Origin of the sequence: Halomonas tibetensis (assembly GCF_042643535.1) — a bacterium.
GTDB classification, from domain to species: domain Bacteria; phylum Pseudomonadota; class Gammaproteobacteria; order Pseudomonadales; family Halomonadaceae; genus Halomonas; species Halomonas tibetensis.
In genome coordinates this window covers 72,460-97,861 of record NZ_JBHRSQ010000017.1, presented here as the reverse complement: position 1 = coordinate 97,861, position 25,402 = coordinate 72,460, and the positions used below count along the sequence as shown (strand labels likewise).

Sequence of the window (25,402 nt, the reverse complement as noted above, 5' to 3'; positions counted from 1 at the left end):
AAGTTGGGCTTGCAGTATGAAGGCGGCCAACACGTTACCCCGGGGTTTACCACTGAAACTGTAAAATAGCTTTGATCACGCCAAACATTATTCCTCATAAAAGTGAGCATCTATCATAGCCGCACGGTTGTCCCATATTCTTTGCTCAGTAAGACCCACCGGCCTAGGGTGCAGCCACCACTTAGATAATGAAGTAGGGACTACTATGCAATCCCAATATGTTTCCAAATTCACCCTGCTTTTCGCAATCCCGAATGCAGCAGCCATAGCGCGACTGCTTTTACCGTTAAAGGGAATAAAAATATCTGGACGCTTCATTGCAAGCAACCTAGATGCAACAGGAACCCCTCCTTTCCTCGCCTTTTTTTCGAATGCTTTAAAGAAAAACTTGCAAAATCTATCATAGTCAGACTTGACCACCTCGCCTTTAAGAGGTATTTCGTCGAGTGCTTTGGAAATATAATATGGAGAATTATTCACAACATTTTTAAAAACTCCTACGCTCGCCATTGTACCAAATGCTGCCCATTCTATTTCCTTATATCCTTTCTCACTAGGCGCAAACGTCCCTGCTATCGCCTTCCTTTCATCTTTTTCCATTTCTTCAAAATGTCGCTTTTCTTCAAACAGCATACGGGCCTCTTCTAATAAGTGCAGTCGCTCATAAGGGCTACCTATTTCCTTTCTTTTCAACCCTTCTATATAATCGATCCATGTCATTTCCATTGGAGAAGCGCCATGATATTGTTTCTTGGGTTTTTTTAGAGGGATATATTTCTCAAGCTCTTGTTTATGAACTTTCTTAGCTTCATACTGGGTTTCATATGAGAATAAAAACTCATCCGTCACACTGCTTGAACTAGACCACTCTTTATTTATAAAGTGACGAATATCTTTCAATTCCTTGTCTTTCTTTAACCCATCAATTAGAATGCTAGCCTCAATATTTTTATCTTCAAACGCAGCTTTAGTCATGTTGTGACTACCAATTATTACCACTACTCTTTCGCCACAGTCGAAATAATATATTTTTGGATGAAATAGATCGCCCACTGGGGGCTTAACCTTTACACCAAACTTCATCAACCTCTTTATTACAGAAGGGGCTGTATGGTACAAGTGCGTGCCGATAACAACCCGCCTCATCTTTTCTCCAAACCTCACAATCTCATCACAAAAATCATTTTCTCCTGCCCATGCAACTGCAATATCAAAATTCTGGCACTCTTCGAGAAGTTTCAATGCCTTTTCTTTCACAGCACCACTTTTAATTAATTCAATCTTCATAATTTTCCCTAATCAATATTGTTTATAAGTCTTTATTTTCTTACAGTTTTATCATTTTACCGGATAGCAGGCATCGCCCCAATGCTCGCCGGCATTATCCAGCATGATCTCGATTATGACTGGTACCACATCACCCAGTATCCCATTGGCGTCTCGCAGCTGGTCCCGGTTCACCGCACCGTTCCAGGTCGCGCCGCCGTGGATCAGCTGGTTGCGCAGTGTGTAGAGGCGCTGAAAGACGATACTCAACACGGTGCCGGTATCCTGATTCGCCAGGGCGGTGTTCGCCGCACGCTTGGCCGAGGCGAATCGCGATTCCCAGTCGTCGCTGCCGGACAAGCCATTCTGGTGGTCCCAATAAGGCTGGAAGACATAGCGATTGCTGAGCAGCAAGCGGATTGCCGAGGGGTAGCGCCGCCAGGCCAGCCCGTACAGACGATCCTGGCCATCCAGGCGGCTCAGGCGCTGCAGGAACTCACCCAGCAGGCGGCTTTCTGCCATGCGCATCTCACCCAGATCGTTGGCGTAGGCGGCATTGAAGGCGATCCACAGGAAGATAAAGCGGCCATCCTCGTCGTCGCAAAGCTCGGCACGATTCAACCAGCTCAGCGCACGGTGGATACGCAGGGCGATGCCCTCGGCATGGTTCTCGCGCTCGGCGCGCTGGCGTTCCTTGAGATGGGCGTGGGTCAACATCTAGCTCTCCTCCCTGAGATGAAGTCTCATCAGTATGGGTCAGAGACTCGCTGGCCGCAGTACGAGACACGTAGGCCGTACCGCCGGTTGTCTACCGGTGCTCTTCGCAGGGAATCCTTGTAGCTAAACAACTGAGCGTCTGCTTGCTCGAACAACACTTGGAACGGATCGCGAGCTAGCAAATTCAGATGGGTTGTTCGACGAGGTTGTCGAACGTGTCGGGGCTCTCAAGGCTCATCCTCCATTTCGGTGGTGAATCCTTGGTAACATGGCTCATCAACTTTTCAACGCCCGCAGGTGAAGCAATGCCGCAAGCCCCAGAGATCTTCAAACGCAGCCTCGACGACATCCAGCTCGATGGCCTGCCGCCGCGAGATGCCCCGGGCTTCGAGGATGCGGTGCTGTTCACCCTCACGACGCATTACGCCACCAAGGGCTACACGGCGGCCATCGTCATCCAGGACGGGCATGTCATGGGGGTCGCGGTGCCACAGGAGGGCGTCGAGCCCAAGCAGTACATCCTGGGCCTGCTCGAGCATCGCTTTCTCGATGATGCACTGCCCGCGCTCGAGATCCTGGCCGAGATGACTCACGACCCCGAGATCCTATACAACCTCGGTGTCTGCCTCTCCGAAATGGGACGGGTCGAGGAGTCGGTCGCCCCCTTGCAGGCGTGCGTCGAGGCGGAGCCGGACTATGCCCATGCCCACGCGGCGCTGGGCTTCTCGCACATCAAGCTCGGTCAGCTGGACAAGGCGGAGACAGTGCTGCGTAACGCGGCCAAGCAGCACCCCGACGACCTCTGGATCAACCGTAACCTAGCGGGTCTGCTCGCCAAGCGCGGGAAGCACCAGGACGCCAAGCCGTTCTTCGAGCGTGCGCTGGCGGCAAATCCTCAGGATGTCGCCACCCTCTACGGCCTGGCGCTGAGCCTGGAAGAGATGGGCCCCCAGAACGCCGAGCAGGCCACCGGCATCTACAAGCGGATCGTCGAGCTGGAACCGTCGTCACCGATCGCCACCGAGGCCAGGAAGGCGCTCAGCCGCCTCGCCCAAGACACCATGAAGGCCAAGGCCGATGGCGGCCTGCGCATGGACGCCGTCATGTACATGACCGGGGCATTCGAGACCTTCGCCAAGATGGATAAGCAGGAAATCGCCAAGGCCGTGTTCGAGATCGCCAAGCTGGGCGAGAGCGGCCTCTCCATCAACGACCCGGACACGCGCTACTCGCTGAAATCCCTCGACGGCGACTTCTCCGGCATGCAGCTGCTGTCGATGATGCATGTCGGCCTGAAGACCATCGATCCCTCCCTCGACACCCAGTCAGGCCTGGATGCCGAGTACGACGCCGCCAGGAAAATGACCGGCAAGTAAACCACCAGAACGGCCGGGAGGTCAGCCTTCCCGGCCGCTGGGTAGCATCACGCTCCCCCACAACCACCCGAGGCTTCAAGTACCAAGCGCAAGGCTATTGAAGGGTACTCGAGCCGGTGACCGATTTATGTACGCAAATACCCCTCCAGAGTCTCTTGGAGGGGTATCAATGCGTGTAAAGAAAATGAGCCTTTCCTGATCTTCCAGGGTAGCGGATGCCCGTGCCGATAGCTGAGGGAGGCTAGGGCCAGGTGGTGACGTCGCTGGAGGTGGGTAGGGGGGTGCCTACCTGCCACCCGGATGCGAGGCGCTGGCCTTCGGTGACCTGCTCGGAAGACAGGTTATTGAGACTGATGTCGCGGTTTTTACGGGCATGTTCATTGCCCTGTGCCGCTGCCAGATTCTCAAGCACATAAGCGAGGACAAGGTTTCTGGAGACACCCAAACCTCGGTCGTACATGACGCCCAGGTTGAACTGCGCAACGGCATCGCCCTGCTCGGCGGAACGCCGGTACCAGGAGACGGCCTCTGAATAATTCTGGGCGACGCCCCAACCGTTGTTGTACATGAAGCCCAGGTTGTACTGCGCATCGACATCGCCCTGCTCAGCGGCACGCCGGTACCAGGAGACGGCCTCTGAGTAATTCTGGGCGACGCCCCGACCGTTTTTGTACATGAAGCCCAGGTTAAACTGCGCATCGACATCGCCCTGCTCAGCGGAACGCCGGTACCAGGAGACGGCCTCTGAATAATTCTGGGCGACGCCCCGACCGTTGTTGTACATGACGCCCAGGTTGAACTGCGCAACGGCATCGCCTTGCTCAGCGGCACGCCGGTACCAGGAGACGGCCTCGGAATCATTCTGGGCGACGCCCCGACCGTTGGCGGACATGACACCCAGGTTAAACTGCGCATCGACATCGCCCTGCTCAGCGGCACGCCGGTACCACGCGACTGCCTCCGCATAGTCTTGGGCAACACCAAAACCGTTTTCGTATATGACTCCCAGGTTGAACTGCGCAACGGCATCGCCTTGCTCGGCGAGTGGCTCAAAGTGTTGTAGCGCGGTCGTGAAGTCCTCTCGTTGGAAAGCGGACAGACCTTCCTCAAACGACTGGGCGAAGGCTGTTGGCCCCGATAAAGCGAAAAGGGCAAAGAGTGTGGCGGCGGTGAAGAGGCGCATTGTCGGGGTCCTGGTTTCGTCCGTGAGCCTCCACCTTACCCCACCTTGTTGACGAACGGGGGTGCGAGTCGGGCAATATACTTACTGCTTATAGCAGCGGATCTAGGCAAAAAGTCAGGATTAAGAGGCTGCCGACCCCAGTAGCGGGCCATCTGGTCAGCAGCCTCGAAGCCACCGCTGAAGAGCAGACTGTCCGCCAAGCATAGCGCCATGGCGGCGGTATCATCGGTCTACTGCCTACTGCTTCCCAGCGCGACAGTCAGCCAGCACCGCTCATAGGTCTACTGGCACCACCCCAACGGTTCTGCCCGCCCCAACCTCATACCCACTGACCAGCACATAGCGGCTACCCCGTCGGTGGTTGGCCCACTTGCCGCGGTAGAAGCGATCGTCGCGCAGCTGCCGCCAGTAGGGCGATACCGACCGCGGTGCGGTCATCGCAAGGCTCAGTTCGCGGTCCTCACGATCGATACCGATGTGGGTGAAGGGCACGCCCTTCTTGCCCTCGGGATGCTTGTTCTTCATCCAGTTCGGCACACCACTCGACAGCGCCTCCGGGTAGGCGGAGAGGTACATGCCGAGGGACAGCACATAACGCACCACCTCGCGCAGGATCATCCCCTCCTCATCGTCCAGCTTTTGCGCCCGACCGCCGGCGTGCTCGATGGCCTCGCGGTTGATGAAGTCGGTGATCTGGCTGGGCTTGAAGGCACCGCGCAGCATGGTGGGGTTGAGGCTCGGCTGCGTGTCCAGCGGATTGTGGATCGCCACGATCAGCCAGGGATCACTCAGCCCCGCCATGTCCACTCCGTGCGGATTCCCGTGGGCGCTCAGGAAGCTCTCGTAGCGATCGGGCAACGTGGTCGAGTCCACCCAGGCGACCAGGGCGCCATCGACGTGATGGCCATGGAAGGTCTGCTTGGCCGGGAAAGACAGGGTGCTGAACTCCCAGGGCCACGACCAGGCATCGCCCTGCACCTTGCTGAGTTGCACCGTCTGCAGCCATTCCGACAGCGAAGACTCGGGCACCACCACCCTGCCCTCGCGGCCATGGTGCCATTCGAGCATCAGGATCTCGCCGTTGATGGAGTGCACAACCTGCTCGTCTTGCACCATCTGACCGAAGATCTCGGCCTCGACGCTGGGCTTCCTGGGCAGGCCCATCATCTTCATCACGGAGCGGACGTAGCGTCGGGTGAAGCTGGGGTAGTGACGGTAGGTGGCCTGGTGCATGGGTGGCTCGACGAGTCGGAAGCGATGGCGTCAGGGTACATCAGCATTGGCGGGGATGGGCACCCAGGTAGCCGCCGGCGTCAGCCGGGGGCGGGTTGGGAGGCAACGTCAGATAGCACCCGTCCGCAGCAAGGGTGGCGCGAAGCGCGACCCGCACGCCAACACAGCGCCGTGGCCGAGGCGTGGTCGGCTGGCCGGGGGTTGGGCGAGCCGCCACGACCGAGGCCGCAAGCGTCGTGCGCGGGCCAAGTGTGGTAAGAACGCCATGCCCAGCGACGTGCCGGACGGGCCGAGCCAGGCTGGGGTTGGCGTGGCGACAGCCAGGACGACGCGAGCGGCGAAGGTTGGCATCGACAAAGTTGTTCCAGGAAGAACGCGCAGGAGCCTGGGCACCGCCGATGCTTTGCTTATTATTTAAATTCAGGAACGATTCCCCTGCAGGGTCGGGGAATCGCATTGCTTGGCTCATTGTCGTGCGCTTGCTCTGCTGCTTGGCCTCGTCAGCCTCACTTTAACGTTCCGAGTGCGAGAGTCTGGCGGCCTGCTCGCAGTCATTGCGCCACCGCTCCAGCTGCTCGGGATAGATCCCCCGACGGCGGCATTACTAAGCGGTCTCCTGAGCGTTCATCGAGGCGGCCTCAAGTACGGCGTTGAACTTGTCCTTGGACGACCAGCCACCGGCGCCCTTACTCTGCGCATCGGGTAGGCAACGCCCCTCGGTACAGGCTTCCTTGCGCCACTTATAAACGGAGCTCAGCGAGATCTCTTCCTGTTCCGCGATCGCCTGTGAAAGGAGGTTGTGGGGAGGCAGCAGCTTGGCTACCGCGGCTTGCCAGCGCTCTTCTGAGTAACGAAGCATGAGTGTCTCCTATCGCCCCCTGGTAGGTTTATAAGAACAGGGTATTAGAGGGCACGACAGTCATCCTGACACTGGGGGCCCGTGTGCCAGGAGTGAGGGATACGCGTTGGCAGTGCTCGCATGCCGAACTGCGCAGCCTGGATCTGGCGGATTACCCTGCGCTCATCACGCTAGTCCTGCAAAATGCCCCCAGCCTGCATCACCTGACCGTTCAGGACTGCACGGCGTTGGAGGTGATCACTTTGCCGGATCTCGCTCGGGTCACCGTGCACCTGGATGCGGGTCGGGAACCGCCCTCTCTGCGGGTGATGGGTGGGCTCGAGCACATCGATATCTGCTGGCGGGAGGGGCGCTTTAAGGCGGACTTCGAGGATCTCGCCCCGTGACAGAACTCGGTCATCGGCGATGCCGTTTTCGTGAAACGACACGGCGAGGAGGCCGACATGCAGATCGTGATGGGGGAATACGTTTCCCGGCCGCCATCGGCCGGGAGCGCCCAGGTCTGCTCACCGAACCTGTGGCAACTGCTGGTGATCGGTTGTCATCAGCTGCAGCGCCTGGAGGTATCACCCGAGGCGGAACGGCTGGAGTCCCTGTGCATCGATCATGCACCGGGGCTCGAGGACGTCATACTGCAACGCAAGCTGGTGCACGCCGGCTTCCGCCATACATTGAGACCGCCGACTCTGATCAATGTGTATTGCTTTAATAAATATATTGTCTTATTTTTGCGAGGATCATCCAACACTAAGAACCATAAGAAACTTGTGCTTTATTGTAGAACCTCTTAATCGCACCCAACGACTCTTCGATGTGATCGAAACGATGGCTACCCCCCTCAAATGCCAAAATATAATGAGAAGGCTCCATATGAAGAGTGGTTTCGTAAGAGTCTATTACATCATCACCACGGTCAACGATTACCAAGCCGAACCCGCCGATTGTTATATCACTATAGGACAGAACAACCTCTACAGGCAGTTCGTATTCCCGACCAGCATAATCAATACCATGGCTTGGGTGCTTAGCAAGTGTCAAACTAGGCTTGATAGATGGGTTAATAGCAACAAACGGCACTCCGCATAACGTCCCAACATCAGCAGCCAACCAACCTCCCATAGAGGTTCCAACAATCAAATCTGGAGAAGTCTTAATTACCCACATTGTCGCTATTTCTACAACGTCAGCAGCATAATTTGTATAGTCAACGTCAACACCAACAACCTCACCGAGTTTAGACAATGCTACGACCTTTGGGTTATTTGGATCAAACTTACTACCAAATCCGTGGAAGTATGCGATCTTCATAATATATCTCCTATTGGACTCTTAGATTCACCCATCTGACTAGATTTATCTAGCCATTCTATAAGTGTTTTCATTGTAGGATTTTCCTTATAAGCTGATGTTGTAATTAAATAATTCTTCGATCAGCGACAGCGGTCTCAAGTTCCAAGCGCAGCGCTATTGAAGGGTGCTCGGGCCGGTGACTGACTTCTTGAGCACCTCGACGAAGGCTTCCAGCGGCTTTCGCCAGTCCAGTGTCTTGCGAGGCCGCGTGTTCAGTGAGTCGGCGATGGCGTCGAATTCTTCTTGGCTGTAGACGGAGAGGTCAGTGCTCTTCGACAGGTACTGCTGTAAAAGCCCGTTGGTGTTGAGGGGGCGGCCATCCGCCTGGAGACCCGCTGCTATGGGCTATGCGAGTCAGCGAAATAAATCGCCGTACCGGTCTTTTGGTTTATCCCGGCATGCTTCAATAGCGTTGCGCTTGGAACTTGAGACCGCCCTCATTTACATTTTCAATAATTATTTTTAATAAGCCGGGTGGACGGCTTGCTCCTCCACCCCCACATCTTGTGGTCACCAGTCATAGTCATGGGTCACTTGCGCTTCCGTCACGGCCGGCCACTAATGCTGTCAGCGCGGTGTCATCGAATGAAGCGTCCACTACTACATATTGCAGGAGGAGGAGCAAACCACCCACCCCGCTTTAATAATTAAAACATTAACTTCTCAGAATCAATGGATTAGTATTTTTTGCCTGATAAAGCGGATGCGTGGGCTCGCCGGTTTTATTTATTTTCAAACAATGCATTGCACCCAATATTTCCCTTACTTGCTGAGAGCGCTTTTGGAAAACACCATGATTACCCCATGCCGCCACAACCAGCCCAGCATCATCACAAACAGATTGCAATGCGCTGTCATTGTGGGGTCCTACCGGGTCATGCGCGGCCTTCATATCGGCTGGGTTGGTCGCTCGAAATGCAAATAGGTTAACCATCCAGACACCACCATACCCCCAGTCCTTTGCGTACTGAATGCAACGAATCAGGGTGGAGTCATCCTTTTCAGCATCAGCGGTTGAAGGGTTCAGTCCTATAAAAGCCACGTAAGGCAAGGCTGGATTCCAAATCCTTGATAACGTGTAACGGTAATAACCACATGGCGAAATTTCGGCAGAACGTTCCATCACTTACCCTCCATCCAGATCATTTTGTCGGCGATCAGCTCCTGCTCCCCATCCCATTGATAGGCACACAACTTAGGGAAGTCCCCGGGGCCAAATTCCAAGCCGGCAATGCTGTAGTCGAGGCAGGCAATATGCGGGGTCAGCGGCTTGGGTCTGCCGTCGAGCCAGTAGTGGCCGACGAAGAGAGGTTTGTCCCCTTGATAGCCGGGCATCAGATCCTCGGGAATGGGAACGTGGGGGATCTGATGGATAACGTCGGCCGGCACCATAGCCAGATCACGGTAGGTGATGCCATCCAGTTCCCACCAGCGGGCACGGATGTTGCGGCGAGGTGTGCCGTCCTTGTCGAGAAACTCGTTGCCGGCCGGCAGGGATATCTCCAGACCCTTGATCAACGTTTCCAAGGCATCGTAAGCGAGGGTGCTCTTGCGGGTCAATTCCGGCCAGGCATCCGGCAGGATGCACTGCTGGTCATCAAGGTGTTCATACAGCGCCTCAAGGGACTTCGGGTCCCAGCAGGCGTGCACGACGCGCAGGCCATCGAGATCCAGGTAAAGCGGTAGTGTCTTGAACCAGGCGATGTGCTCGCGGTGTAGAGCACTACCCTCCCCCACCTGGTCAAGATAGGCCTGGTGCTGATTGCGGTTCTTGTCACTGTGGGCGCGCAAGGGCTCACCGGGGCGCTCAAGGTCCTCGCTAGCCCAGGCCACGGCATTGAACTCGTGGTTCCCCATCACGGCCAGCGCCGTGCCGGCGTCGACCATGGCGCGGGCGATCCGCACCGTCTCGACCTGGTCTGGTCCCCGGTCGATGAAGTCGCCGAGGAAGATCACATGGCGCTGCTCGGGATGTGAAAAGATGCCGCTTACCTCCCGATAGCCAAGGGTTTCAAGCAGCTGCTTCAGCGGCGTCGCGTGGCCGTGGATATCGCCGATAAGATCATACATGCAAGTCTCCTTTCGCTCAGAATCCCGGGTATTTCTCACATACCCAGTCGTTGTCCTCACCGCCCATCTCATCGACATCCCATTTGTTGACGGCCAGTAGATCCTGGGCCACCTCGGTGATCACTTCGCGCAGTTCCAGCGGTTCCAGCCAGGAAGTGGGGATGGCGTTAACCCCGTGCATCACACCCAGGAGGTTGCCGGCGATCGCGCCGGTGGAATCGGAGTCGCCATCGTGGTTGACGGCCAACATCACACCATGGCGGAAGTCCTCGGCAACGAGGGCGCAGTAGACAGCGATAGCCAGTGCTTCCTCGGCTACCCAGCCCTTACCGAGAAAGGTGATGGCCTGTTCGGGAGAAAGGTCTGAATGGGCCAGTTCGATGGCGGTGGCGAGAAACTGCAGGGTTTCCAGATGGTCGTCATGATTCAGCAGTTCAGCTTTAGCGAGCTCAAGGGCTTTGGGCAGCGTTTCGCCGTGGAGTAGCTGGAGGATCACTTCCGCCAGCACACCGGTCGGCAGGATCCCCGAGGGGTGACAATGGGTAATGGCAGCCGCTTCGCACGCCAGGTCGAAGGCGCGCCCGACGTCGCTCATGGGCCAGAGGTACAGGCCCACCGGCGCGACCCGCATCACCCCACCGCAGCCCTTGCTGTTGTTGACCGCTTTGTCCCCGAGGCTTTGCATAGATTGAAGCGCCGATAGGCAGGTATTCCCCGGGGCACGACGATGGTGCAGGTCGCGATGCTGGATCAGCCAGCCTGGCGCGTCCTCGAGACTGGAGTCCAGGAGGCGGCGCATCTCTGCGCTAGGCTCTCCCCCTTGTGTCACCAGCCAGCGCAGGTAGGCATGGGCAATGATGGAAGGTGGATGGCACATGCCGCGCATGCTGCCACGCACATCGGCGCGCAACAGCCCCTCGGCGGTGAACAGCGTCATCTGGGTGTCGTCGGTGATTCGCCCGAGTCCCCCGAAAGCCGGCGAGTACTCGCTGATGCCCTGTGGGCCGAAGCGTTCGAGAATCCGTTGGCGGCTCATGAACTCTACCGGCGCGCCCAGGGCATCGCCCACGGCGCCTCCCAGCAGACAGCCGGTGAAACGTTCCTGCAGGGTCGGGATGTCAGTCATGGCCTGGTTCCTTGTCGTTAAGGCGAAGCTGGGAAGCTTGTACCTTCAGTATGAGGGCGCCATGCGACAAATCATGTCGCATCCTCACCCTCCGGGGTCGGTAGCGGCAGTGGCTTGCCCTTCAGCGTGACGCTGGCCTGGGAGATCCCCGTCCACGAGGCGTCCCCCACCACGTCAAGGTTCGGCGAGAGCTCCAGCGTCTGGTCCTCGGCGTAACAGAACAGGTAGCGCTGGATGCGTCCCCAGATCTTCAACTCGCCCCCGGTATCGGCCATGTGCTGACGCACCAACTGCTGGGCACGCTGCAGTTGCTGCTCCCAGGGCAACCGGAAGGTATCCGGGGGCAGCCGGAGTCGGCGTTTCGATTCAATCATGGCCAGGATGAAGATCGCTGTTCCCGGGCGATCCGCACGTTTGAAGCCGGTGTCGACGAAGAGCCAGGGCTTGTAGGCCTGAAGCTCTTCCTCCAGGTGCGCCTCGATGGCATCCAGCGCCGGGAGATAGTCGTCTGGCTCCATTGCCAGAGCCTGACAGAGCGCCTCGCTGAAGGCCCGGCTGGCAAAATGGAAGTCGTATTCCGGTGTGGCCAGCCCCAGCTGCTGGTCGGCGACCACGCGCGACAGTCGATCGCGCGCTTTGGTGCCCACGTTGCGATAGCCCATCCGCGTGAGCAATTCGTCAGCGGTTACTTCGGCGGCGCGTTGTTGGACGACCTGTGAGATATCGGTCATGGGGATTCTCCTGTTCGAGTGCTAACGCTCTCTAGGGCTTCGATCACCCCCGCCAGGTCAGCTCGCTCGACAAGGTCGTCGTCGAACCACTCACTCAACACCGCATGCAACGCAACATCAGATATCTCGCCCTCCTCCAGGCGCTCGGCCAGCTCAAAGGCGATACGATCGTACTCGTCGAAGGCATCGTTCTCGCGGCAGCAGGTGCCCATTGGGTCGGCATGGAACATCAGGGCGGAGAGTTCACTGGGTGTTGGCATGGTAGTCCCTTACGAAGCACTGACCTCGGGCAGAGGTCATGTCATACCCCGACGATAAGTAGGCGTTGCGACATCCCGCGTCGCATCATGATGTTTCGACCGGACAACCTAATTTAGGTCGAATGGACGCCCGCTGAGTGCGACATGGAATGTCGCTGGTTGATAGCACTCTCCTCCCATATTCATGACAAAAACGGAGATCGTCATGGGCAGCGGACAAGGGAATTTCCAGGGGGACGGCAAGAAGGTCTGTCATGTTGTTGCTCAGAAAGACCTCTCGCTCGAGGAGGAGCAGCTTGCCCTCTGGCAAGCCGACCGTGACGCATGGGGTCGTGACCAACCCGTCACCGCCTGGCTGGCATCTCACCTGTCGCTGATGCCAGTCTGCGATGCCCGCCTGCCTACCGCGACCACCGATGGACGCCACCTCCTGTTCAATTCTGCCTGGAGTGCCGGGCTCGATGCCCAGACACGCCAGTTTCTACAAGCGCACTTGGCCTGGCACTGCGTGGCCGGGCATCTGAGACTATCGCGAGACTGGGAGAGGCGTCGCTGGCACCTGGCCTGCGATCACGAGGTCAATGCGTTGCTGTTGCTGCTGGGCATTCCACTGCCTGATGACGCGGTGCTCTTCCCTGCCTGCATCGGCCAGCCTTTGCCCGCGGTGTATGACTGGCTCGACCATTTCCCCGGGCTGGAGAGGGAGAGGAGTCTGGACATGACACCGACCAGTTGGGACACGCCGCCGGTGAGTGTCACGGACGCTGCCGGCGGCAGCCCCCACCCTGCTGACGAAACGATCCTCCGCCGCTGGCAAGGAAGAGCCCTGGAGGTCGCCAAGCGGCATCTGGGCACGCCGAACCTTCCTAGTCATGTCGCGGCATTACTGGTGACGCGACAGTGAATCAAGGATCTGACTTATCGGGTATGGTGAATACAATACCTTCGAACCACCGACAAGGACGTCCTATGGCCGAAATCCGCGAGACACTCTTCCGCTACCTGACGATGCTGCAGCTGATTCCTCGCCACCCCGGGCGCATTGCCACGCCGGTGTTGCAGGAAAAACTCCGCGAGCGCGGCTTCCAGATTGACTCCCGCTCCCTGCAGCGCGACCTTCGCGACAAGATCGCCCTGCACTTCCCGCTGGGCTGTGACGATACCCAAAAACCTTACCGTTGGTACTTCGATCGCGAGTTCCACTGCAACCTGCCGGCGCTGGACGTTCCCAGCGCCCTGACGCTGGTGCTGGCCGAGGAGTATCTGAAGGGATTGTTGCCGCCAGTCGTGGTGGGTCAGTTGACGCCCCAGTTCACAGACGCTCGCCGACTGCTCGACGATCTGGAGAGCAATGGCTTGAGCCAATGGGCTAAGCGCGTCCGTGCCATTCCCAACGGCAAGGCCCTGATACCCGCGACGCTGGAGGAAAGCACCTGGCAGGCGGTAACCCAGGCCCTTCTTGAACAGAAAGCGCTGGACGTCCAGTACCTATCGCGCAGCACCGAGGAGGAAAAGGCCTTCACCCTGCACCCCCAAGGGCTGGTCAGCCGGCACAGCGTCACCTACCTGGTGGCCACGGTGAACGACTACACCGACATCCGCCAGTTCGCCCTGCACCGGATTCGCGAACCACGAATCAGTGACAGCCCCTGGCGGGAAGTCGAGAACTTCGACCTGGATGCTTACATCCGCAGCGGTGCCTTCGGCTACCTGCAGGGCAAAGAGGATGTGACGCTAGTCGCCAACGTGCACCCTAAGGTGGCCTGGCTGCTCGACGAGACACGGCTTTCAGCGCAGCAAACCCTCTCACCACTGCCCGACAGCGACTGGCAACAACTCGTGGCAGAGGTGCCCAACGACCAGCAGACCCTGTGGTGGCTGATGGGCATGGGAGCGAACGTGGATGTGCTGGAGCCTCCCGCCTGGCGGCAGGAGATTTTCAACACTGCCCAGGCGATCATCGCAAGGGATAAAGGCGATTGACCTAGGGTGACGCGCACTCCAGCGAGCTGTAACGAGCCGCAAAGTTCCGCTCTCGGCGTATACCAAGCCAGCGAAATTCAGTACGGTCCGAGCAAGGCGAGGAGGGGGGCGAGGCGAGGCCAGGACGGCGCGAGCGGTGAAGGCTGCCACCGAGGTAGCATGGCGTCAGCCGTGCGGGAATGGGGTTTGCCCCCGCGCTTCAGCGCGGGAGCCTGGTCGCCGTCGAACAGGTAGAACTCGTATCCCGCATCCACCTGGGCTTCAAATTGCACCAGGGTTTGGCGGATCAAGTTAGCGAAGGCCTCCTTGATCCGCGGATTCTGGGGTGCGTGTTCAATCTCGGCATAAGTCTTAGCGATGCGCTCGGCCCGATCGACATCTACCTCAACGAATTCGGCTTTCCGGCGGAGGTCGATCCCATTGTCCCGGGTATACAGCTCGGCGACGCGGTTGAGCTGCGGGCGGGGAGTACGGCCGGCGCCTAGCTTCGCCAAGGCCTATAGAGCAGTATTAGCAATAGCCCATCTAGTGGATGATAGTTTATACTGCCGTGATTTATTGCGCTGGAAAACTGCATTTTTCCTCCACTTACGCTCAATTCAACTATCTCATGCACAACTGGAGACTGTCATGCAACCCAGTGCGCCGAGGAAGCTACAAGACATCCATCTCAACGCTCTTGACGCCATCGTATCGAACGGTTGCATAGATGTAAGTGCGCTTTCTTCCTTTGAGCAATTACCGAGGGATGCTGACGTAAAGGATGCTCGCAGATGGATATCTGCATGGTCCCTGTTGAGACGGCTCGACGGCCAGCCTTTTACGCACATTACGATCGATGAGCGCTCGCTGCTCTCGCACGCCCTCACGTTGATCCTGGCACTACCCGAGCTTCCGGCTCTTATCAAAACTTCCGAAGAAGCGTCTCGCCTCGCGCAATCGCAGGCGGCCAGCACACGCCTCGACCGCCTGCGCCTCGGACAGCCGGACCCAGAGCTGATGCTTGTCCACTCGAAAGGGGCACGCCAAACCATTGAATTTCTCCGCCGGACGTTTCAAAAGAAGCAGCCACTGGTGCGGTTAGTGGTGGGCGAGTCGGGGCAAGGCAAGACTACGTTAGCGCGTAATATCCAATCGCTTTCCCATGAGGTTGGCGCATCCCCCATTTACCTGACATTGCCACACGCCCAGACGTTCGACCAAGTCGGATGGCTACGCAGCATGTTGCTGGACGTAGACCTATTAACCACGGCATTTAGTCGCCTTGCCGAATCCGTCATGCTCAAAAAAGACGAAAGGCTAGGAGAGTTTTGCGATATCTGGACCAACTCTTCGCTGTTTCATATCATGGAGCCTATCTTTCAGCATATCGTAGGCAGTGCCGAAGTATTATCAACTCGGTCAGAGGCCTGGGATTTAGCGCGCCGTTTTGAGGCAGCCCTCTCTCGATGGATGGTACGGGAAGCCTCTCAGACTCGACCAGTTAAAGCGCTTGTTCGCGACTACTCTGGCGAGGAGATTTTCATCGGCAAATTCAGCGCGAGCCGGATGCTGCGTGATGTACTTGGTGACTTTCTGCGCTTCTACCAGATGGCAGGGTGTTATCCGGTCTGGATATTTGATGGGGTAGAGCCCGTAGCATCGCTTTCGCATGCGCGGCAACAGGTCTCGCTAGGGTTCTTTCGTGATGTAATCGACGGAGTCAGCGCAACCACTGGAGCCCTTTTCCTGCTGGGCACTGAGCAAGGGGCTAACACGCTGCGCAGCTACCCAGCTCTGCATGAACGGCTCAAGAACCCTATCAGCAAGCCTGCCCTCACCTCGGTCACTTGGAACCTTGCTGATGGTTCCCCCTGGATACCAGGAACTCTCGTAGAGGAACTCCTTGGACTCTATGAATCGGCTGCCTATAGCGGAGATCCCACGGGCATGGCGGTGGCCGGGGCGGCTGATGAGATTCGCGAGCTACTGCGGTGCCGCCTTTTCAGGGATTGGGTGGCCGGTCAGCACACCCTGCCCCGCGATTGGATAAAAAGCATCATAGGCACACTGGATCGCACTCTGGCTGAAGGTGTTGCTCCCCTCGAGGCATTAGTTCGTAGTGAGCGTGAGCGAATTAACTTGGAGAAAGCCCAAGACGAAGGCTTTCACCGCTTGAGCGCATACCTGTTCAGCAGTGGCGACAGTGAGCCTTCGAATGAAGAGGAAACCTCGAAGGCGACCGACGACCCGCAGCGTGACGGTTTTGGCGCCGGGCATGATCGAAACATGGTTGAGGAGACATTACCGCCTGAGGCAGATGCCGAGCCCGCAGGGGCCGGCTCCAACCTCGTCGAGCCTACCCAGAATCTGAAGCCTCGCACAGAGCCACTCTCGACAGCAGAAAAAAAACCTTTATCAGAGTATGTCGAGGCGAAAGCGACTGATATGCACGCCAGGAAGCATTTTATTGAGGAACTGTTGAGGGATTTTGAAAATTCAATGGACTGCCTTGGCTGGTGTCCAGATAGAGCTCAGGATCAGCTGATTGACATATTTTTAGCATGGGCAGATGAAGGCGACTCAGTGGCCGAGGTGATAATCGAAGGCTGGGGAGGATTTTATAAGCTAACCACAGAACCCATACTTTCATCGTGGATGAGTCGTATTGATGTGTCGCCGCGAAAGCGGCTCTCAGGGCTGAGAGACGTCGCTAGCCGAGTGCTCATAGGCCGGGAGTCGCCGCAGTCGGCGCTGGACCGGATACAATGTGCACATGCTGCAGGTGAAATTAGCTCGGCGGTTATCATGCCGTTACCGCCTGAGGCAGATGCCGAGCACGCAGTGGCAAGCTCGAACCCCATCGAGACTACTCAATATTTGAAGCCTACCAAGGTCACCAAGTCAGAACTGCGAAAAATAAGCCGTCTGAGAAGTCTTAGGTTAGGTGAGTCTTGAGATCATAAAAAAGTCTACGTCACACTGCCCATCTTACACTCAACCTTCAGGCGTCCAGGCTCGACGCAGAATAGGGGCAAGACCAATGACTAAGCAAATAAAGGATGAGCTCATCTGGCAAGGCAAAACCTTCCTCCTTGAAGAGACCCCCGGGCTACCAAAACATCACCACCTGATAGAGCGATATGAGCCACAGTATACCCACCCTTTGGATGAATACTGCGATATCACTAACACTACAGCCTGTTACCGCCAATATATCGCCACCTGGGAGGTCGTGAATAACCAGCTCTACTTGGTGGCGCTGGAGGGGAAGCGCCAAATCATGCAAAGCCCAATCCCTGCGGATTGGATATCAGGACGCCTGCTGGCGCCAACAAGGCCGCTAGGCAGGCACGTCAATATACGATTCTCGCCTGAGAACATTGAATACCTACAGTTTAGGGTTGAGGCCGGAAATGTGGTTTTCCAAACAATCGCGAAAGGACTGCACTGCTGAGCGCGGGTGCTTCAAATGCCCCGGCGCGTCAGCGCGGGGGCGGCTGTGTCCCCGTTGGGCGTCTCCGCATTGTCGGTGGACTAACGCGCCCTCCCCCATCTGAGCAGCTTTGCTGCGCTTCGCCTTCGGCTTGCGGCTCACGCTTCGCAGTCGATGCCAGTCAGGCGCGACCTCCAGCGTCGGGGCGTCTATCTCCACAGGCGAGCAGCCATACACGATCACCATCCGCGGTCGCAGACGCTCGCACATGGCTTCAACGCCGGCGCGGTAGCGCTCCATCACATGCGAGCGGCGGGCATCGGGCACGCCGATGGTGACGATCTGGCCCGGCGGAATTCCGTCGAAGCAGTAGGCGTGGCTAGCTTCATCGCTCCAGTTCACGGTAGGGATCACCCTCAACCCCTTACTCTGCCACCAGCGACCCAGCCAGCGGCTGCGGTAGGTGTTCCACTGATTCACCACCGTGGGCCACTGCGGGTATAGGCTAAAATCCGGCGTCATCACGGCCCAGTAGCGGCGCAGGTGGACCAGCGCGGCGTTGGGCTTGTTCCATGTTGTCTCGAAGCGGTAGTCATCAAGGTAGAAGTGGCAGATGTCGCGATCCTCATCGACGCGCTTGGTGCGGTAGGGCTGGAGACGGAAGCTCTCGGGTAGGGTCGAGAAGCTCTGCGGCATCAGATCGGGGATGCCGAGGGGCGAGGTGCTGGGGAACACCTCGCGGGTGCCGGTGGTGTCCCAGCCGCCGGGCTTGCTCGACCAGGCTGGTGGCTGATTGAAGGAGCGTGGCATAGGACCACCTCACTTCTTGGGCTTGGCGTCGTTGCCGCGGCCGCCTTTCTGACTGGGTGCCATGTGAGATCTCCTGAGCAAGAGCTTGAATGAAAGTATAGGAGAATTTTTCAAAGAAGAAGATATTTCATGATGAGGTCAGGGGCAGCTCGCTCAAGCTGTTTGATCTCGGTGGCATGACCACCGATCTGGTAACCGATCAGACCAACGGCTTTTACACGTTCCAACTGACCTTCGGGCGTGAAGATTCAAGGCAAGCGAGCTTGATGACAACCACCCATGAGGAGGCTCTGTTAAAGACGGCTGGTGCGCACTGCCAACAGTGGATAACTCATTGAACCAATATCTAGCTATAAGTCAGGTATCGGCCAAAAGCAGTCTTTCATAATTCCCTAATATAAAACCTAAAACACCGGCGCAGCTATGCTGCGTCCGAGTGCTTTGACTTGTCATGCGCAGACGATAATTAATTAGACATAGGACAGTTTTGATTCCCGTATACAACCTTCACCTCACCGTCACCGTATTCACAAAAGATCTTATCTGCATCTGCACCTGTACCTGTCCACTGGTTGATCAAAGGTGATGCAAAACTAAGTGCAGACCAAAAAACAAATGATGTCACGAACAACAATACTACTTTCTTCATTTGATATCTCCATGCCACATGTTTATTTAATCTATACGCTAGGCGATTACGCATAACAGGTATTAGACCGCCCGGCCTGATATCGGATGAACGCGCAAGCTGCCTTTCCCCGCGTGTCGATTTTGGGTCGATCGCTGCCATTCGCTCCTTCATCCCCTCACCCTGACCAATTCATCCCACCGCGTCGTGTACCTCGGTGTCCTCCGATCACACCTTAACGTCCAGGCGTTGCCTTGTCTCGGTAAACCTAGCCTGACGGCATCGCGGCCCAGCTCACTGTTCAGCTTGTCCATGGTGGCCATCAGCCGCTGGCTGCGTTGCCGGTCGGCCTCGCTCTGCGGTGTCTCATCGAGCGAGAGCTGGCGGCTGGCATCAGCGCTGAGGTCGAGCAGCATCACGCCGGCTTTCTGGTAGCGGTAGCCCTTGAGGAAGATGGCCTGCAGGCCGTGGGCCGCGGCCTGGGCGATCTCGCGGGTGTCGTCGGTGGGCCGTATCAGCGGCACTACCACGCTGTTGCGGTACTGCTGTTGATCGAGCTGGAAGGAGTTGGTGCGCACGAACACCATTACGGCGCTGGTCACGCCGCCCTGCCGGCGCAGCTTCTCCCCTGCCCTGGCGGCGTGCTGGCGGACGGCTTCGCGCAGGTCGGCGGGGTCGCTGGTCATGCGACCGAAGGAGCGCGACACCATGATCTGTTTCTTCGGTGCGGCCATGTCGTCGAGCTGGATGGCGGACCGCCCGCGCAGCTCCCAGACGATGCGCTCCATCACCACCGAAAAGGCGCGGCGGATCCGCTTGGGGTCGGCCTCACGCAGCTCCCATGCGGACTTGATATCCATCAGGGCCAGGCGCTCGCCGGTGCGCCTCGCTACTCCCCACAGCTCGGTGACGGGCAACTGTTGCAGCAGCGACCGGGTGTCGGGGCCGTCCGCCTCGAGCTTGCAGACACCCTCGTAGGCGGGGATCTTCTTGGCCGCCCGGTTGGCCAGCTTGGCCAGCACACGGGTCGGCGCGAAGCCCACGCAGACAGGAATGCCGGTCCACTGGCGCACGGTCTGGCGCAGGGCATGGCCTCGCGCCTCCAGCGTGGCCGGGGCGAAGCCCTGGAAGCCGACGAAGCTCTCGTCGATGGAGTAGACCTCGACGTGAGGCGAGAACTGGCCCAGCGTCTCGGTGACACGGCGGCTCATGTCGCCGTAGAGCGCGTAGTTGCTGGAAAGAAGCACGGCCTGGCGGCGTATGTGGGGCGGCAACAGGTGCAGGGCGGCGCCCATCTCCACGCCCAGGGCCTTGAGCTCGTTGGAGCGGGCGACCACGCAGCCGTCGTTGTTGGAGAGCACCCCCACCGCACGGCCTTCCAGCCGCGGATCGAAGACCCGCTCGCAGCTGACATAGAAGTTGTTGCAGTCCACCAGGGCGATCATGGGCGCCCTCCCCCCAGCGCATGGACGACGTGGGTCACCACGCCCCACACCTGGGCCTCCTGCCCCATCAGCGGGATCGGCGGATAGCGCGGATTGCTGGCGGTGAGGTGGGGCCGCTGGCCGATGTGCTCGAGGCGCTTGACGGTCAACTCACCGTTCAGCGCCACAATCAGCACGCGACCCGGGGCAGGCTCCAGGCTGCGATCCACCACCAGCAGATCGCCGTCGTGGATGCCGTCGCCGCGCATGGAGTCGCCCTCGGCGCGGACGAAGAAGGTCGCCGCCGGGTGCTTCACGACATGGGCATGAAGATCGATGTCGGTGTCGAGGTGGTCATCGGCGGGGCTGGGAAACCCGGCACGCACGCGGCTGCCGAACAGGGGTTGGTGGTGCGTGGCTGTCACGCTCTGGGCGCGGCCGATCAGCGTGGCGGAGAGGGTCTGGCGACTCGACATGCGGGCGATCCTTTTGTACTGTACAGACGTACAGTATCAGCAGGCAGTCGCGCGCATGCAAGAACCGACACGACATCGCCCCGGTCTTGACCGGGGCGATGGGGGAAATTCCAGCGGTACGCAAAATCCAAAAAGCCCGTCCCTGGGCCCACCCTCCCTGGCGACTATGAAGGCAGTTGGTCAACGCAACGTGACTCATACGCCACCTTCAACATGGTGCAATGGCGGCGTGAGCGACAGAAGACATCGCTGTCGTTCGGTGTAAGCGATCTCTTACACCGTGAGGGTCGTGGTTCATCCACCGCACAGCAGGCCGCTCACCTGAAGCCGCTCCAGACGATCACCCCCATAGCGTCAGGATGGTCCGCCCGCCGGACGTCCCAGAGGGTACATGTACGGCATCACTGGGAAATGATCGAGAGGCGCGCTGGACAGGGCGAGACTGCCACTGTCAGCATGGCGCATCAGGCCTTCGCGAAGTCAAGTTAGAGCCTCACCCTTCGCGACCCGTCACTACCCTGGCCATCCTCTGACCCCCACCGCATGGAGCTTGCGCGTGCCCAACACCCATTACAGCGATGCCGAGATCGCTGCTGCCCTTGAGGCCTGTGCCCGTGAGCCAGTACATATCCCCGGCGCTATCCAGCCGATGGGCTGCCTGGTGAGCATGGATGCCGACCTGGGCCGAATTCGTCAGGTCAGTGCCAATGTCGAGGATTTCCTAGGTATCAGCGTGGCGGATGTCCTGGCCGGCGAGCCAAGGACGGTACTGGGCGACGAGTTGATGGATTTCCTGGAAACTAAACTGGTGAAGAAGGACAGCTCTGCTTCCGTTCTCACCGCCACCGCCCAGGGCGATGTGCAGGGCAAGCGCCGCCGTTACCATGTAGTGGCCTATCCTAGTGGCGATGCTGTCGTCGTGGAAATGGAATTCCAGATGTGCCCGGATGGGCATCTCTTGATGGACAAGGTGAACGATTGGCTGGTCGAAGTCAGGAGAATCAACGACACCGATACCCTTCTCGATGCCCTGACGCGGCGGGTACAGGCGTGGACCGGCCATGAGCGGGTGATGGTCTACCGTTTCGACGAGCAGTGGAACGGCCGCGTGATCGCCGAGACGTGTCTGCCCGTGGCGGAGAGCTACCTCGATCACTATTTTCCAGCCAGTGACATTCCTCCCCAAGTGCGCCGGCTCTACGACATGAACCGGGTGCGTAGCATTCCGGACGCCCTGGCGCCGGCGGTTCCCGTTGTGCCGCCCTGTGGCCCTGATGAGGCCGCACCACTGGACATGTCGCGCGGGGTGTTGCGTGCCGTCGCGCCGATTCACCAGGAGTACCTCACCAACATGGGCGTCGGCTCCTCGCTGTCGATCGCCATGTACGAGGAGGAGACGCTCTGGGGCCTGCTGGCCTGTCAGGGCCTGGCGCCCAGGGTTCTGGAGGCCGACCTGCGTGATGCGCTGTGCACCCTGGTCCAGATCGCCATGCAGCGGCTGAGGGTATTGCGCACCCGAGCGGACACCCAGCTCCTTCACGGCATCCACGACAGCAACGAGATTCTCTCTGATGAGAGCGGTCGTCTTCTCGGACCGGATGACCTGATCCAGCGTCACGGCGCGCAATGGATGGAACTGCTGGAGGCCAGTGGCATCGCCCTGGTCACCGGGAAAGAGAGCAGTGGGATGGGAATTCTGCCGGCCAAGGAGAACCTGTTCGCCATGGCCGGCTGGCTGAGCCGCCACCAGCCTCACGACATCCCTTGGTACACCCAATCGCTGGCGACGACATCCCTGGCACCTTGGCAGGAGGGTGACCTCTGCGGCCTGCTGGCCGTGCCCCTGCCCACCGAGTCGGTCCAGTGGCTGATGTTCTTTCGCCCCGAGCAACGCCACAGCAAGCGCTGGGCCGGCAAGCCCGAGGATACCCGCATGATCCGCGACGGGCAGCTGGTCCTGACGCCCCGCCGCTCCTTTGCCCAGTGGCAGGAAGAGGTGAGGGGGCGCAGCCTCGCCTGGCGCGCCATCGAGTGCCGTGCCGCCGGTGACCTCGCCAAGAACCTGGCCGTGCTGACCTCCAGCCACGAGATCATGAAGCTCAATGAAAAGCTCAAGAGCCTGGCCTACAGCGACGGCCTGACCGGCACCTGGAACCGCTACCGCATGGAGAAGGCGATCGATGCCGCGCTCAATGCCACCGAACGTCACGGCAGATCCTTCGCCGTGCTGCTCTTTGACATCGATCACTTCAAGCACTTCAACGATACCCAGGGACACGAAGCCGGCGATGAGGTGTTGATAACGCTGTGCAGTGTTCTGCAGAACCTCCTGCGCCCCACCGACCACCTGAGCCGCTGGGGCGGCGAAGAGTTCATCGTGCTGGCCAGCGATTGCGATCTGGTCGGCGGCATGCATCTCGCCGAACGCCTCAGGCAGAGCGCCGAGGCACTGGACCTGGGTAAGCTGGGAGGCGTGACCATTAGCGTCGGCGTGGCCACCTGGCGATCGGGCGACACTCGCAAGGCGCTGGTCACACGCGCCGACCAGGCCATGTACGGGGCCAAGGAAGGAGGCCGCAACCAGGTGCAAGCCGAAGCGTGAGCCTCGTTGCTCCTCCCCCTTGATTCACGGCATCACAGACCCCGTACAGCCTTCGCCCTCCCTGCATGCGAAAGGCCACCGATCATGGATCGGTGGCCTCGGGTATCGCGTCCTGCCTATGTAGGCCGGCGGGTGCCTTATTAGGCGGTCTTGGCAGCCTTGGGCGCCGCTTCCTTGACGGCCTTGGTGGCAGTCTCGGTGGCTTCCTTGATGCCTTCCTGGGCCTTCTGGACGTTCTCTTCGGTCAGCTTCTGGCTGTCCTTGGCGAAGTCCTGCTGCAGGGCGACAACCTTATCGGTGTCTGCCTTAAGGCGCTCGGTCAGTTCCGTGGCGACCTTCTGCTGGCCTTCCATGTAGCTCTTGAGGCCTTCGGCATCCTTGACTTCCATCAGGCTGCGCAGCTGCGCCAGGTTGGTGTCGGTGTAGGACTTGGCGGCGTCAAGCTGAGCGTTGACCAGCTTCTCGGTGAAGTCGACGGAGAGGGCAGCGAAGGCGCGTGCCGGGCCGAACATCATGGTCTCGAACTGCTTGGTGTCGAAGTTAACGTTGCTCATCTGAAGAACCCCCGGGTTCATAACGAACGGGAGATCCCCGCTCTGATGTTGTACAGATTAACAGGGATTATTGTGCAGTGCAACATAGCGCACGGTGGTCGCCTCCCGACACCGACGGGGCAGATCGACGGCCTTCAAGAACCCCGCATCCGCTCCCGTGATAACGCTATGGGCAACTTGGCCTTTATGCAGCCCCATCCGCATACAGCTCTGATCGAGACAGCGTCACGCGCGACCGAAGATCCGTTTTCACCGCTCACCCGCACAGCAGGCCGCTCGCCTGGATCGCTTCCAGGCGACCGCCGCCGATGCCGTTCACCATGGCGAGCTCTTCTGGCGTCGCCCAGGGGCGTCCTTTCACGATGGCCTCGGCCCGGGCAGGCCCGACGTGCGGCAGGTCCTCGAGCCGCAACACTGTGGCGGCATTCAGGTCGATGCAGACCGGAGATGCGATGCCGGCCAGGGCCTCTCCGCCGTCGACATGCCGAAGCGCGAGCCGGGCGCCATGAAGGCCGAGGTAGACCGGCGCATGGTCGGAGACATGGGCGCGCGACGCCTGGTGATCCAACGCCAGCAGATCCGGGAAACGCAGGATGCCGCGATCACTCGGCTCGAGGTCGCCGGCGTCGTACCAGAGGTTGTCGTACAGGTTGGCATAGTCGCCTGCCGTGGTGGACAGCGTGGAGTGGCCGCTGGTGATGGCCGGCTGAGCGCCCAACGCGCGCAGGGCGGCCCAGCCCTCGTGGTGTGGCGCGAGGTTGAAGTCACCCATCAGCACCCGTGGCGTGCCCTGGGCAATCGCGTCCAGCCATTCCCAGTAATCGGCCAGGGCCGCGATCTCCGGCAAGCGGTCACCGACGCTGTCGCCGAAGACGACGTGCACCGTGGCCGCGGTGAACAGATCACCTGTCTCCACATCGCGAAAACGTGCCGCATAGGGCTCACGGCTGAAGACATCGCCATGGTCCAGGAACACCACTGCGCCATCCGCGTAGGCGACCTCGCTCTCGCGCCACAGGAACGCATAATGCTCGGTGTAGCTGGAGCGGCCCAGATCACGACTGGCCATGGACGACCACGCCTCGCCCGAGAGAGCTTCCACCTTGCGTTCCAGCCGCGCCAGGGCCGACGTATCCATCAGCTCCTGGATCGCCAGCAGGTCGAAGTGGTTGGCCACGTGGGCCACCTGCTCGAACGCCTTGTCGTTGTTCCAGCCGAGATGCTTGATGTTCCAGCTGCCGATCAGCACGTCTGCCTGTACCAGCCCCGGAACGACGACCATCAGCAAGAGAAACCCGCGTGCGCGCATTCGCACCTCCTCATAAAAGAGGAGGCATGG

Annotated in this window: 24 protein-coding genes and 1 pseudogene; 8 read left to right on the top strand and 17 right to left on the bottom strand. The window is 59.0% G+C overall.

What is annotated here, in order from left to right; translation table 11 throughout:
- Positions 1-87: 87 nt before the first annotated feature.
- Positions 88-1,287: a phospholipase D-like domain-containing protein gene (locus ACFODV_RS13110; RefSeq protein WP_379760166.1), complete on the bottom strand. Its 1,200-nt coding sequence runs from the start codon at positions 1,285-1,287 to the stop codon at positions 88-90.
- A gap of 51 nt (positions 1,288-1,338) precedes the next feature.
- Complete coding sequence (locus ACFODV_RS13105; protein WP_379760164.1) at positions 1,339-1,983, bottom strand: hypothetical protein; 645 nt, start codon at positions 1,981-1,983, stop codon at positions 1,339-1,341.
- Between the two features lie 305 nt (positions 1,984-2,288).
- On the opposite strand from ACFODV_RS13105, the gene ACFODV_RS13100 reads away from it, so the two are divergent.
- Entirely contained in the window at positions 2,289-3,359 is a 1,071-nt protein-coding gene (locus ACFODV_RS13100) for a tetratricopeptide repeat protein (RefSeq protein ID WP_379760162.1), read from the top strand.
- 241 nt (positions 3,360-3,600) lie between these two features.
- Here the strand turns inward: ACFODV_RS13100 and ACFODV_RS13095 are convergent, their stop codons facing one another.
- The 3 genes from ACFODV_RS13095 to ACFODV_RS13085 form a co-directional block, all read right to left on the bottom strand.
- Positions 3,601-4,542 carry an SEL1-like repeat protein gene (locus ACFODV_RS13095; protein ID WP_379760160.1) on the bottom strand — a complete coding sequence of 314 codons (942 nt, stop codon included), beginning with the start codon at positions 4,540-4,542 and terminating at the stop codon, positions 3,601-3,603.
- A 273-nt stretch (positions 4,543-4,815) separates the two neighbouring features.
- Positions 4,816-5,775, bottom strand: a complete 960-nt coding sequence (locus tag ACFODV_RS13090; protein WP_379760158.1) for a hypothetical protein — start codon at positions 5,773-5,775, stop codon at positions 4,816-4,818.
- A gap of 604 nt (positions 5,776-6,379) precedes the next feature.
- Positions 6,380-6,634 carry a hypothetical protein gene (locus ACFODV_RS13085; protein ID WP_379760156.1) on the bottom strand — a complete coding sequence of 85 codons (255 nt, stop codon included), beginning with the start codon at positions 6,632-6,634 and terminating at the stop codon, positions 6,380-6,382.
- A gap of 92 nt (positions 6,635-6,726) precedes the next feature.
- Between ACFODV_RS13085 and ACFODV_RS13080 the strand changes: the two genes are divergently transcribed.
- The gene (locus ACFODV_RS13080) at positions 6,727-7,020 is read left to right on the top strand and encodes a hypothetical protein (protein WP_379760154.1); all 294 of its coding nucleotides are present in this window, start codon (positions 6,727-6,729) and stop codon (positions 7,018-7,020) included.
- A 57-nt stretch (positions 7,021-7,077) separates the two neighbouring features.
- Positions 7,078-7,425 (top strand): hypothetical protein, encoded by a 348-nt coding sequence (locus ACFODV_RS13075; protein ID WP_379760152.1) that lies wholly within the window; start codon positions 7,078-7,080, stop codon positions 7,423-7,425.
- On the opposite strand, the gene ACFODV_RS13070 is transcribed toward ACFODV_RS13075, so the two are convergent.
- The 7 genes and pseudogenes from ACFODV_RS13070 to ACFODV_RS13040 form a co-directional block, all read right to left on the bottom strand.
- Entirely contained in the window at positions 7,382-7,942 is a 561-nt protein-coding gene (locus ACFODV_RS13070; protein ID WP_379760150.1) for a YqiA/YcfP family alpha/beta fold hydrolase, read from the bottom strand. The two genes, ACFODV_RS13075 and ACFODV_RS13070, sit on opposite strands and share 44 nt — an antisense overlap.
- A gap of 156 nt (positions 7,943-8,098) precedes the next feature.
- A pseudogene (locus ACFODV_RS13065) lies at positions 8,099-8,394 on the bottom strand (transposase); the annotation flags it as partial.
- Between the two features lie 245 nt (positions 8,395-8,639).
- Positions 8,640-9,107, bottom strand: a complete 468-nt coding sequence (locus tag ACFODV_RS13060; protein WP_379760148.1) for a DUF1643 domain-containing protein — start codon at positions 9,105-9,107, stop codon at positions 8,640-8,642.
- Entirely contained in the window at positions 9,107-10,054 is a 948-nt protein-coding gene (locus ACFODV_RS13055; protein WP_379760146.1) for a metallophosphoesterase, read from the bottom strand. Before ACFODV_RS13055 ends, ACFODV_RS13060 begins: the two co-directional genes overlap by 1 nt.
- Positions 10,055-10,070: 16 nt before the next feature.
- Positions 10,071-11,180, bottom strand: coding sequence for an ADP-ribosylglycohydrolase family protein (locus ACFODV_RS13050; RefSeq protein ID WP_379760144.1), 1,110 nt, complete (start codon positions 11,178-11,180; stop codon positions 10,071-10,073).
- A gap of 71 nt (positions 11,181-11,251) precedes the next feature.
- On the bottom strand, positions 11,252-11,911 hold the full coding sequence (locus ACFODV_RS13045) for a hypothetical protein (protein WP_379760142.1): 660 nt from the start codon (positions 11,909-11,911) through the stop codon (positions 11,252-11,254).
- Entirely contained in the window at positions 11,908-12,171 is a 264-nt protein-coding gene (locus ACFODV_RS13040) for a hypothetical protein (RefSeq protein WP_379760140.1), read from the bottom strand. Before ACFODV_RS13040 ends, ACFODV_RS13045 begins: the two co-directional genes overlap by 4 nt.
- Positions 12,172-12,376: 205 nt before the next feature.
- Here ACFODV_RS13040 and ACFODV_RS13035 point away from each other — a divergent pair, with 205 nt between their 5' ends.
- From ACFODV_RS13035 to ACFODV_RS13020, 4 genes are all read left to right on the top strand, one after another.
- Positions 12,377-13,075 carry a DUF2201 family putative metallopeptidase gene (locus ACFODV_RS13035; RefSeq protein ID WP_379760138.1) on the top strand — a complete coding sequence of 233 codons (699 nt, stop codon included), beginning with the start codon at positions 12,377-12,379 and terminating at the stop codon, positions 13,073-13,075.
- Positions 13,076-13,140: 65 nt separating this feature from the next.
- On the top strand, positions 13,141-14,154 hold the full coding sequence (locus ACFODV_RS13030) for a helix-turn-helix transcriptional regulator (RefSeq protein ID WP_379760136.1): 1,014 nt from the start codon (positions 13,141-13,143) through the stop codon (positions 14,152-14,154).
- A 179-nt stretch (positions 14,155-14,333) separates the two neighbouring features.
- Positions 14,334-14,639, top strand: a complete 306-nt coding sequence (locus tag ACFODV_RS13025) for a hypothetical protein (protein WP_379760134.1) — start codon at positions 14,334-14,336, stop codon at positions 14,637-14,639.
- A 145-nt stretch (positions 14,640-14,784) separates the two neighbouring features.
- Positions 14,785-17,091 (top strand): hypothetical protein, encoded by a 2,307-nt coding sequence (locus ACFODV_RS13020; RefSeq protein WP_379760132.1) that lies wholly within the window; start codon positions 14,785-14,787, stop codon positions 17,089-17,091.
- A gap of 433 nt (positions 17,092-17,524) precedes the next feature.
- Here the strand turns inward: ACFODV_RS13020 and ACFODV_RS13015 are convergent, their stop codons facing one another.
- The 3 genes from ACFODV_RS13015 to ACFODV_RS13005 all read right to left on the bottom strand — a co-directional run bounded on the left by ACFODV_RS13015 (position 17,525) and on the right by ACFODV_RS13005 (position 20,907).
- Positions 17,525-18,379 carry a DUF4417 domain-containing protein gene (locus tag ACFODV_RS13015; protein WP_379760130.1) on the bottom strand — a complete coding sequence of 285 codons (855 nt, stop codon included), beginning with the start codon at positions 18,377-18,379 and terminating at the stop codon, positions 17,525-17,527.
- 798 nt (positions 18,380-19,177) lie between these two features.
- The gene (locus ACFODV_RS13010; RefSeq protein WP_379760128.1) at positions 19,178-20,452 is read right to left on the bottom strand and encodes a Y-family DNA polymerase; all 1,275 of its coding nucleotides are present in this window, start codon (positions 20,450-20,452) and stop codon (positions 19,178-19,180) included.
- The gene (locus tag ACFODV_RS13005; protein ID WP_379760126.1) at positions 20,449-20,907 is read right to left on the bottom strand and encodes a LexA family protein; all 459 of its coding nucleotides are present in this window, start codon (positions 20,905-20,907) and stop codon (positions 20,449-20,451) included. The genes ACFODV_RS13010 and ACFODV_RS13005 overlap by 4 nt, the downstream gene beginning before the upstream one ends.
- Before the next feature lie 556 nt (positions 20,908-21,463).
- On the opposite strand from ACFODV_RS13005, the gene ACFODV_RS13000 reads away from it, so the two are divergent.
- The gene (locus ACFODV_RS13000; RefSeq protein WP_379760124.1) at positions 21,464-23,509 is read left to right on the top strand and encodes a sensor domain-containing diguanylate cyclase; all 2,046 of its coding nucleotides are present in this window, start codon (positions 21,464-21,466) and stop codon (positions 23,507-23,509) included.
- Positions 23,510-23,649: 140 nt separating this feature from the next.
- Here the strand turns inward: ACFODV_RS13000 and ACFODV_RS12995 are convergent, their stop codons facing one another.
- Positions 23,650-24,063 carry a phasin family protein gene (locus tag ACFODV_RS12995; RefSeq protein ID WP_379760122.1) on the bottom strand — a complete coding sequence of 138 codons (414 nt, stop codon included), beginning with the start codon at positions 24,061-24,063 and terminating at the stop codon, positions 23,650-23,652.
- Positions 24,064-24,319: 256 nt separating this feature from the next.
- Entirely contained in the window at positions 24,320-25,372 is a 1,053-nt protein-coding gene (locus tag ACFODV_RS12990) for a helix-hairpin-helix domain-containing protein (RefSeq protein ID WP_379760120.1), read from the bottom strand.
- Between the last annotated feature and the right edge of the window lie 30 nt (positions 25,373-25,402).

What these genes read in the sequence shown, in the direction of transcription:
- ACFODV_RS13015 (WP_379760130.1), bottom strand. Translation starts at nt 18,379, where the DNA reads ATGCCACGCTCCTTCAATCAGCCACCAGCCTGGTCGAGCAAGCCCGGC.
- ACFODV_RS13110 (WP_379760166.1), bottom strand. Translation starts at nt 1,287, where the DNA reads ATGAAGATTGAATTAATTAAAAGTGGTGCTGTGAAAGAAAAGGCATTG.
- ACFODV_RS12995 (WP_379760122.1), bottom strand. Translation starts at nt 24,063, where the DNA reads ATGAGCAACGTTAACTTCGACACCAAGCAGTTCGAGACCATGATGTTC.
- ACFODV_RS13030 (WP_379760136.1), top strand. Translation starts at nt 13,141, where the DNA reads ATGGCCGAAATCCGCGAGACACTCTTCCGCTACCTGACGATGCTGCAG.
- ACFODV_RS13010 (WP_379760128.1), bottom strand. Translation starts at nt 20,452, where the DNA reads ATGATCGCCCTGGTGGACTGCAACAACTTCTATGTCAGCTGCGAGCGG.
- ACFODV_RS13045 (WP_379760142.1), bottom strand. Translation starts at nt 11,911, where the DNA reads ATGACCGATATCTCACAGGTCGTCCAACAACGCGCCGCCGAAGTAACC.
- ACFODV_RS12990 (WP_379760120.1), bottom strand. Translation starts at nt 25,372, where the DNA reads ATGCGCGCACGCGGGTTTCTCTTGCTGATGGTCGTCGTTCCGGGGCTG.
- ACFODV_RS13035 (WP_379760138.1), top strand. Translation starts at nt 12,377, where the DNA reads ATGGGCAGCGGACAAGGGAATTTCCAGGGGGACGGCAAGAAGGTCTGT.
- ACFODV_RS13025 (WP_379760134.1), top strand. Translation starts at nt 14,334, where the DNA reads ATGGGGTTTGCCCCCGCGCTTCAGCGCGGGAGCCTGGTCGCCGTCGAA.
- ACFODV_RS13070 (WP_379760150.1), bottom strand. Translation starts at nt 7,942, where the DNA reads ATGAAGATCGCATACTTCCACGGATTTGGTAGTAAGTTTGATCCAAAT.
- ACFODV_RS13075 (WP_379760152.1), top strand. Translation starts at nt 7,078, where the DNA reads ATGCAGATCGTGATGGGGGAATACGTTTCCCGGCCGCCATCGGCCGGG.
- ACFODV_RS13105 (WP_379760164.1), bottom strand. Translation starts at nt 1,983, where the DNA reads ATGTTGACCCACGCCCATCTCAAGGAACGCCAGCGCGCCGAGCGCGAG.
- ACFODV_RS13100 (WP_379760162.1), top strand. Translation starts at nt 2,289, where the DNA reads ATGCCGCAAGCCCCAGAGATCTTCAAACGCAGCCTCGACGACATCCAG.
- ACFODV_RS13050 (WP_379760144.1), bottom strand. Translation starts at nt 11,180, where the DNA reads ATGACTGACATCCCGACCCTGCAGGAACGTTTCACCGGCTGTCTGCTG.
- ACFODV_RS13095 (WP_379760160.1), bottom strand. Translation starts at nt 4,542, where the DNA reads ATGCGCCTCTTCACCGCCGCCACACTCTTTGCCCTTTTCGCTTTATCG.
- ACFODV_RS13020 (WP_379760132.1), top strand. Translation starts at nt 14,785, where the DNA reads ATGCAACCCAGTGCGCCGAGGAAGCTACAAGACATCCATCTCAACGCT.
- ACFODV_RS13060 (WP_379760148.1), bottom strand. Translation starts at nt 9,107, where the DNA reads ATGGAACGTTCTGCCGAAATTTCGCCATGTGGTTATTACCGTTACACG.
- ACFODV_RS13085 (WP_379760156.1), bottom strand. Translation starts at nt 6,634, where the DNA reads ATGCTTCGTTACTCAGAAGAGCGCTGGCAAGCCGCGGTAGCCAAGCTG.
- ACFODV_RS13090 (WP_379760158.1), bottom strand. Translation starts at nt 5,775, where the DNA reads ATGCACCAGGCCACCTACCGTCACTACCCCAGCTTCACCCGACGCTAC.
- ACFODV_RS13040 (WP_379760140.1), bottom strand. Translation starts at nt 12,171, where the DNA reads ATGCCAACACCCAGTGAACTCTCCGCCCTGATGTTCCATGCCGACCCA.
- ACFODV_RS13005 (WP_379760126.1), bottom strand. Translation starts at nt 20,907, where the DNA reads ATGTCGAGTCGCCAGACCCTCTCCGCCACGCTGATCGGCCGCGCCCAG.
- ACFODV_RS13055 (WP_379760146.1), bottom strand. Translation starts at nt 10,054, where the DNA reads ATGTATGATCTTATCGGCGATATCCACGGCCACGCGACGCCGCTGAAG.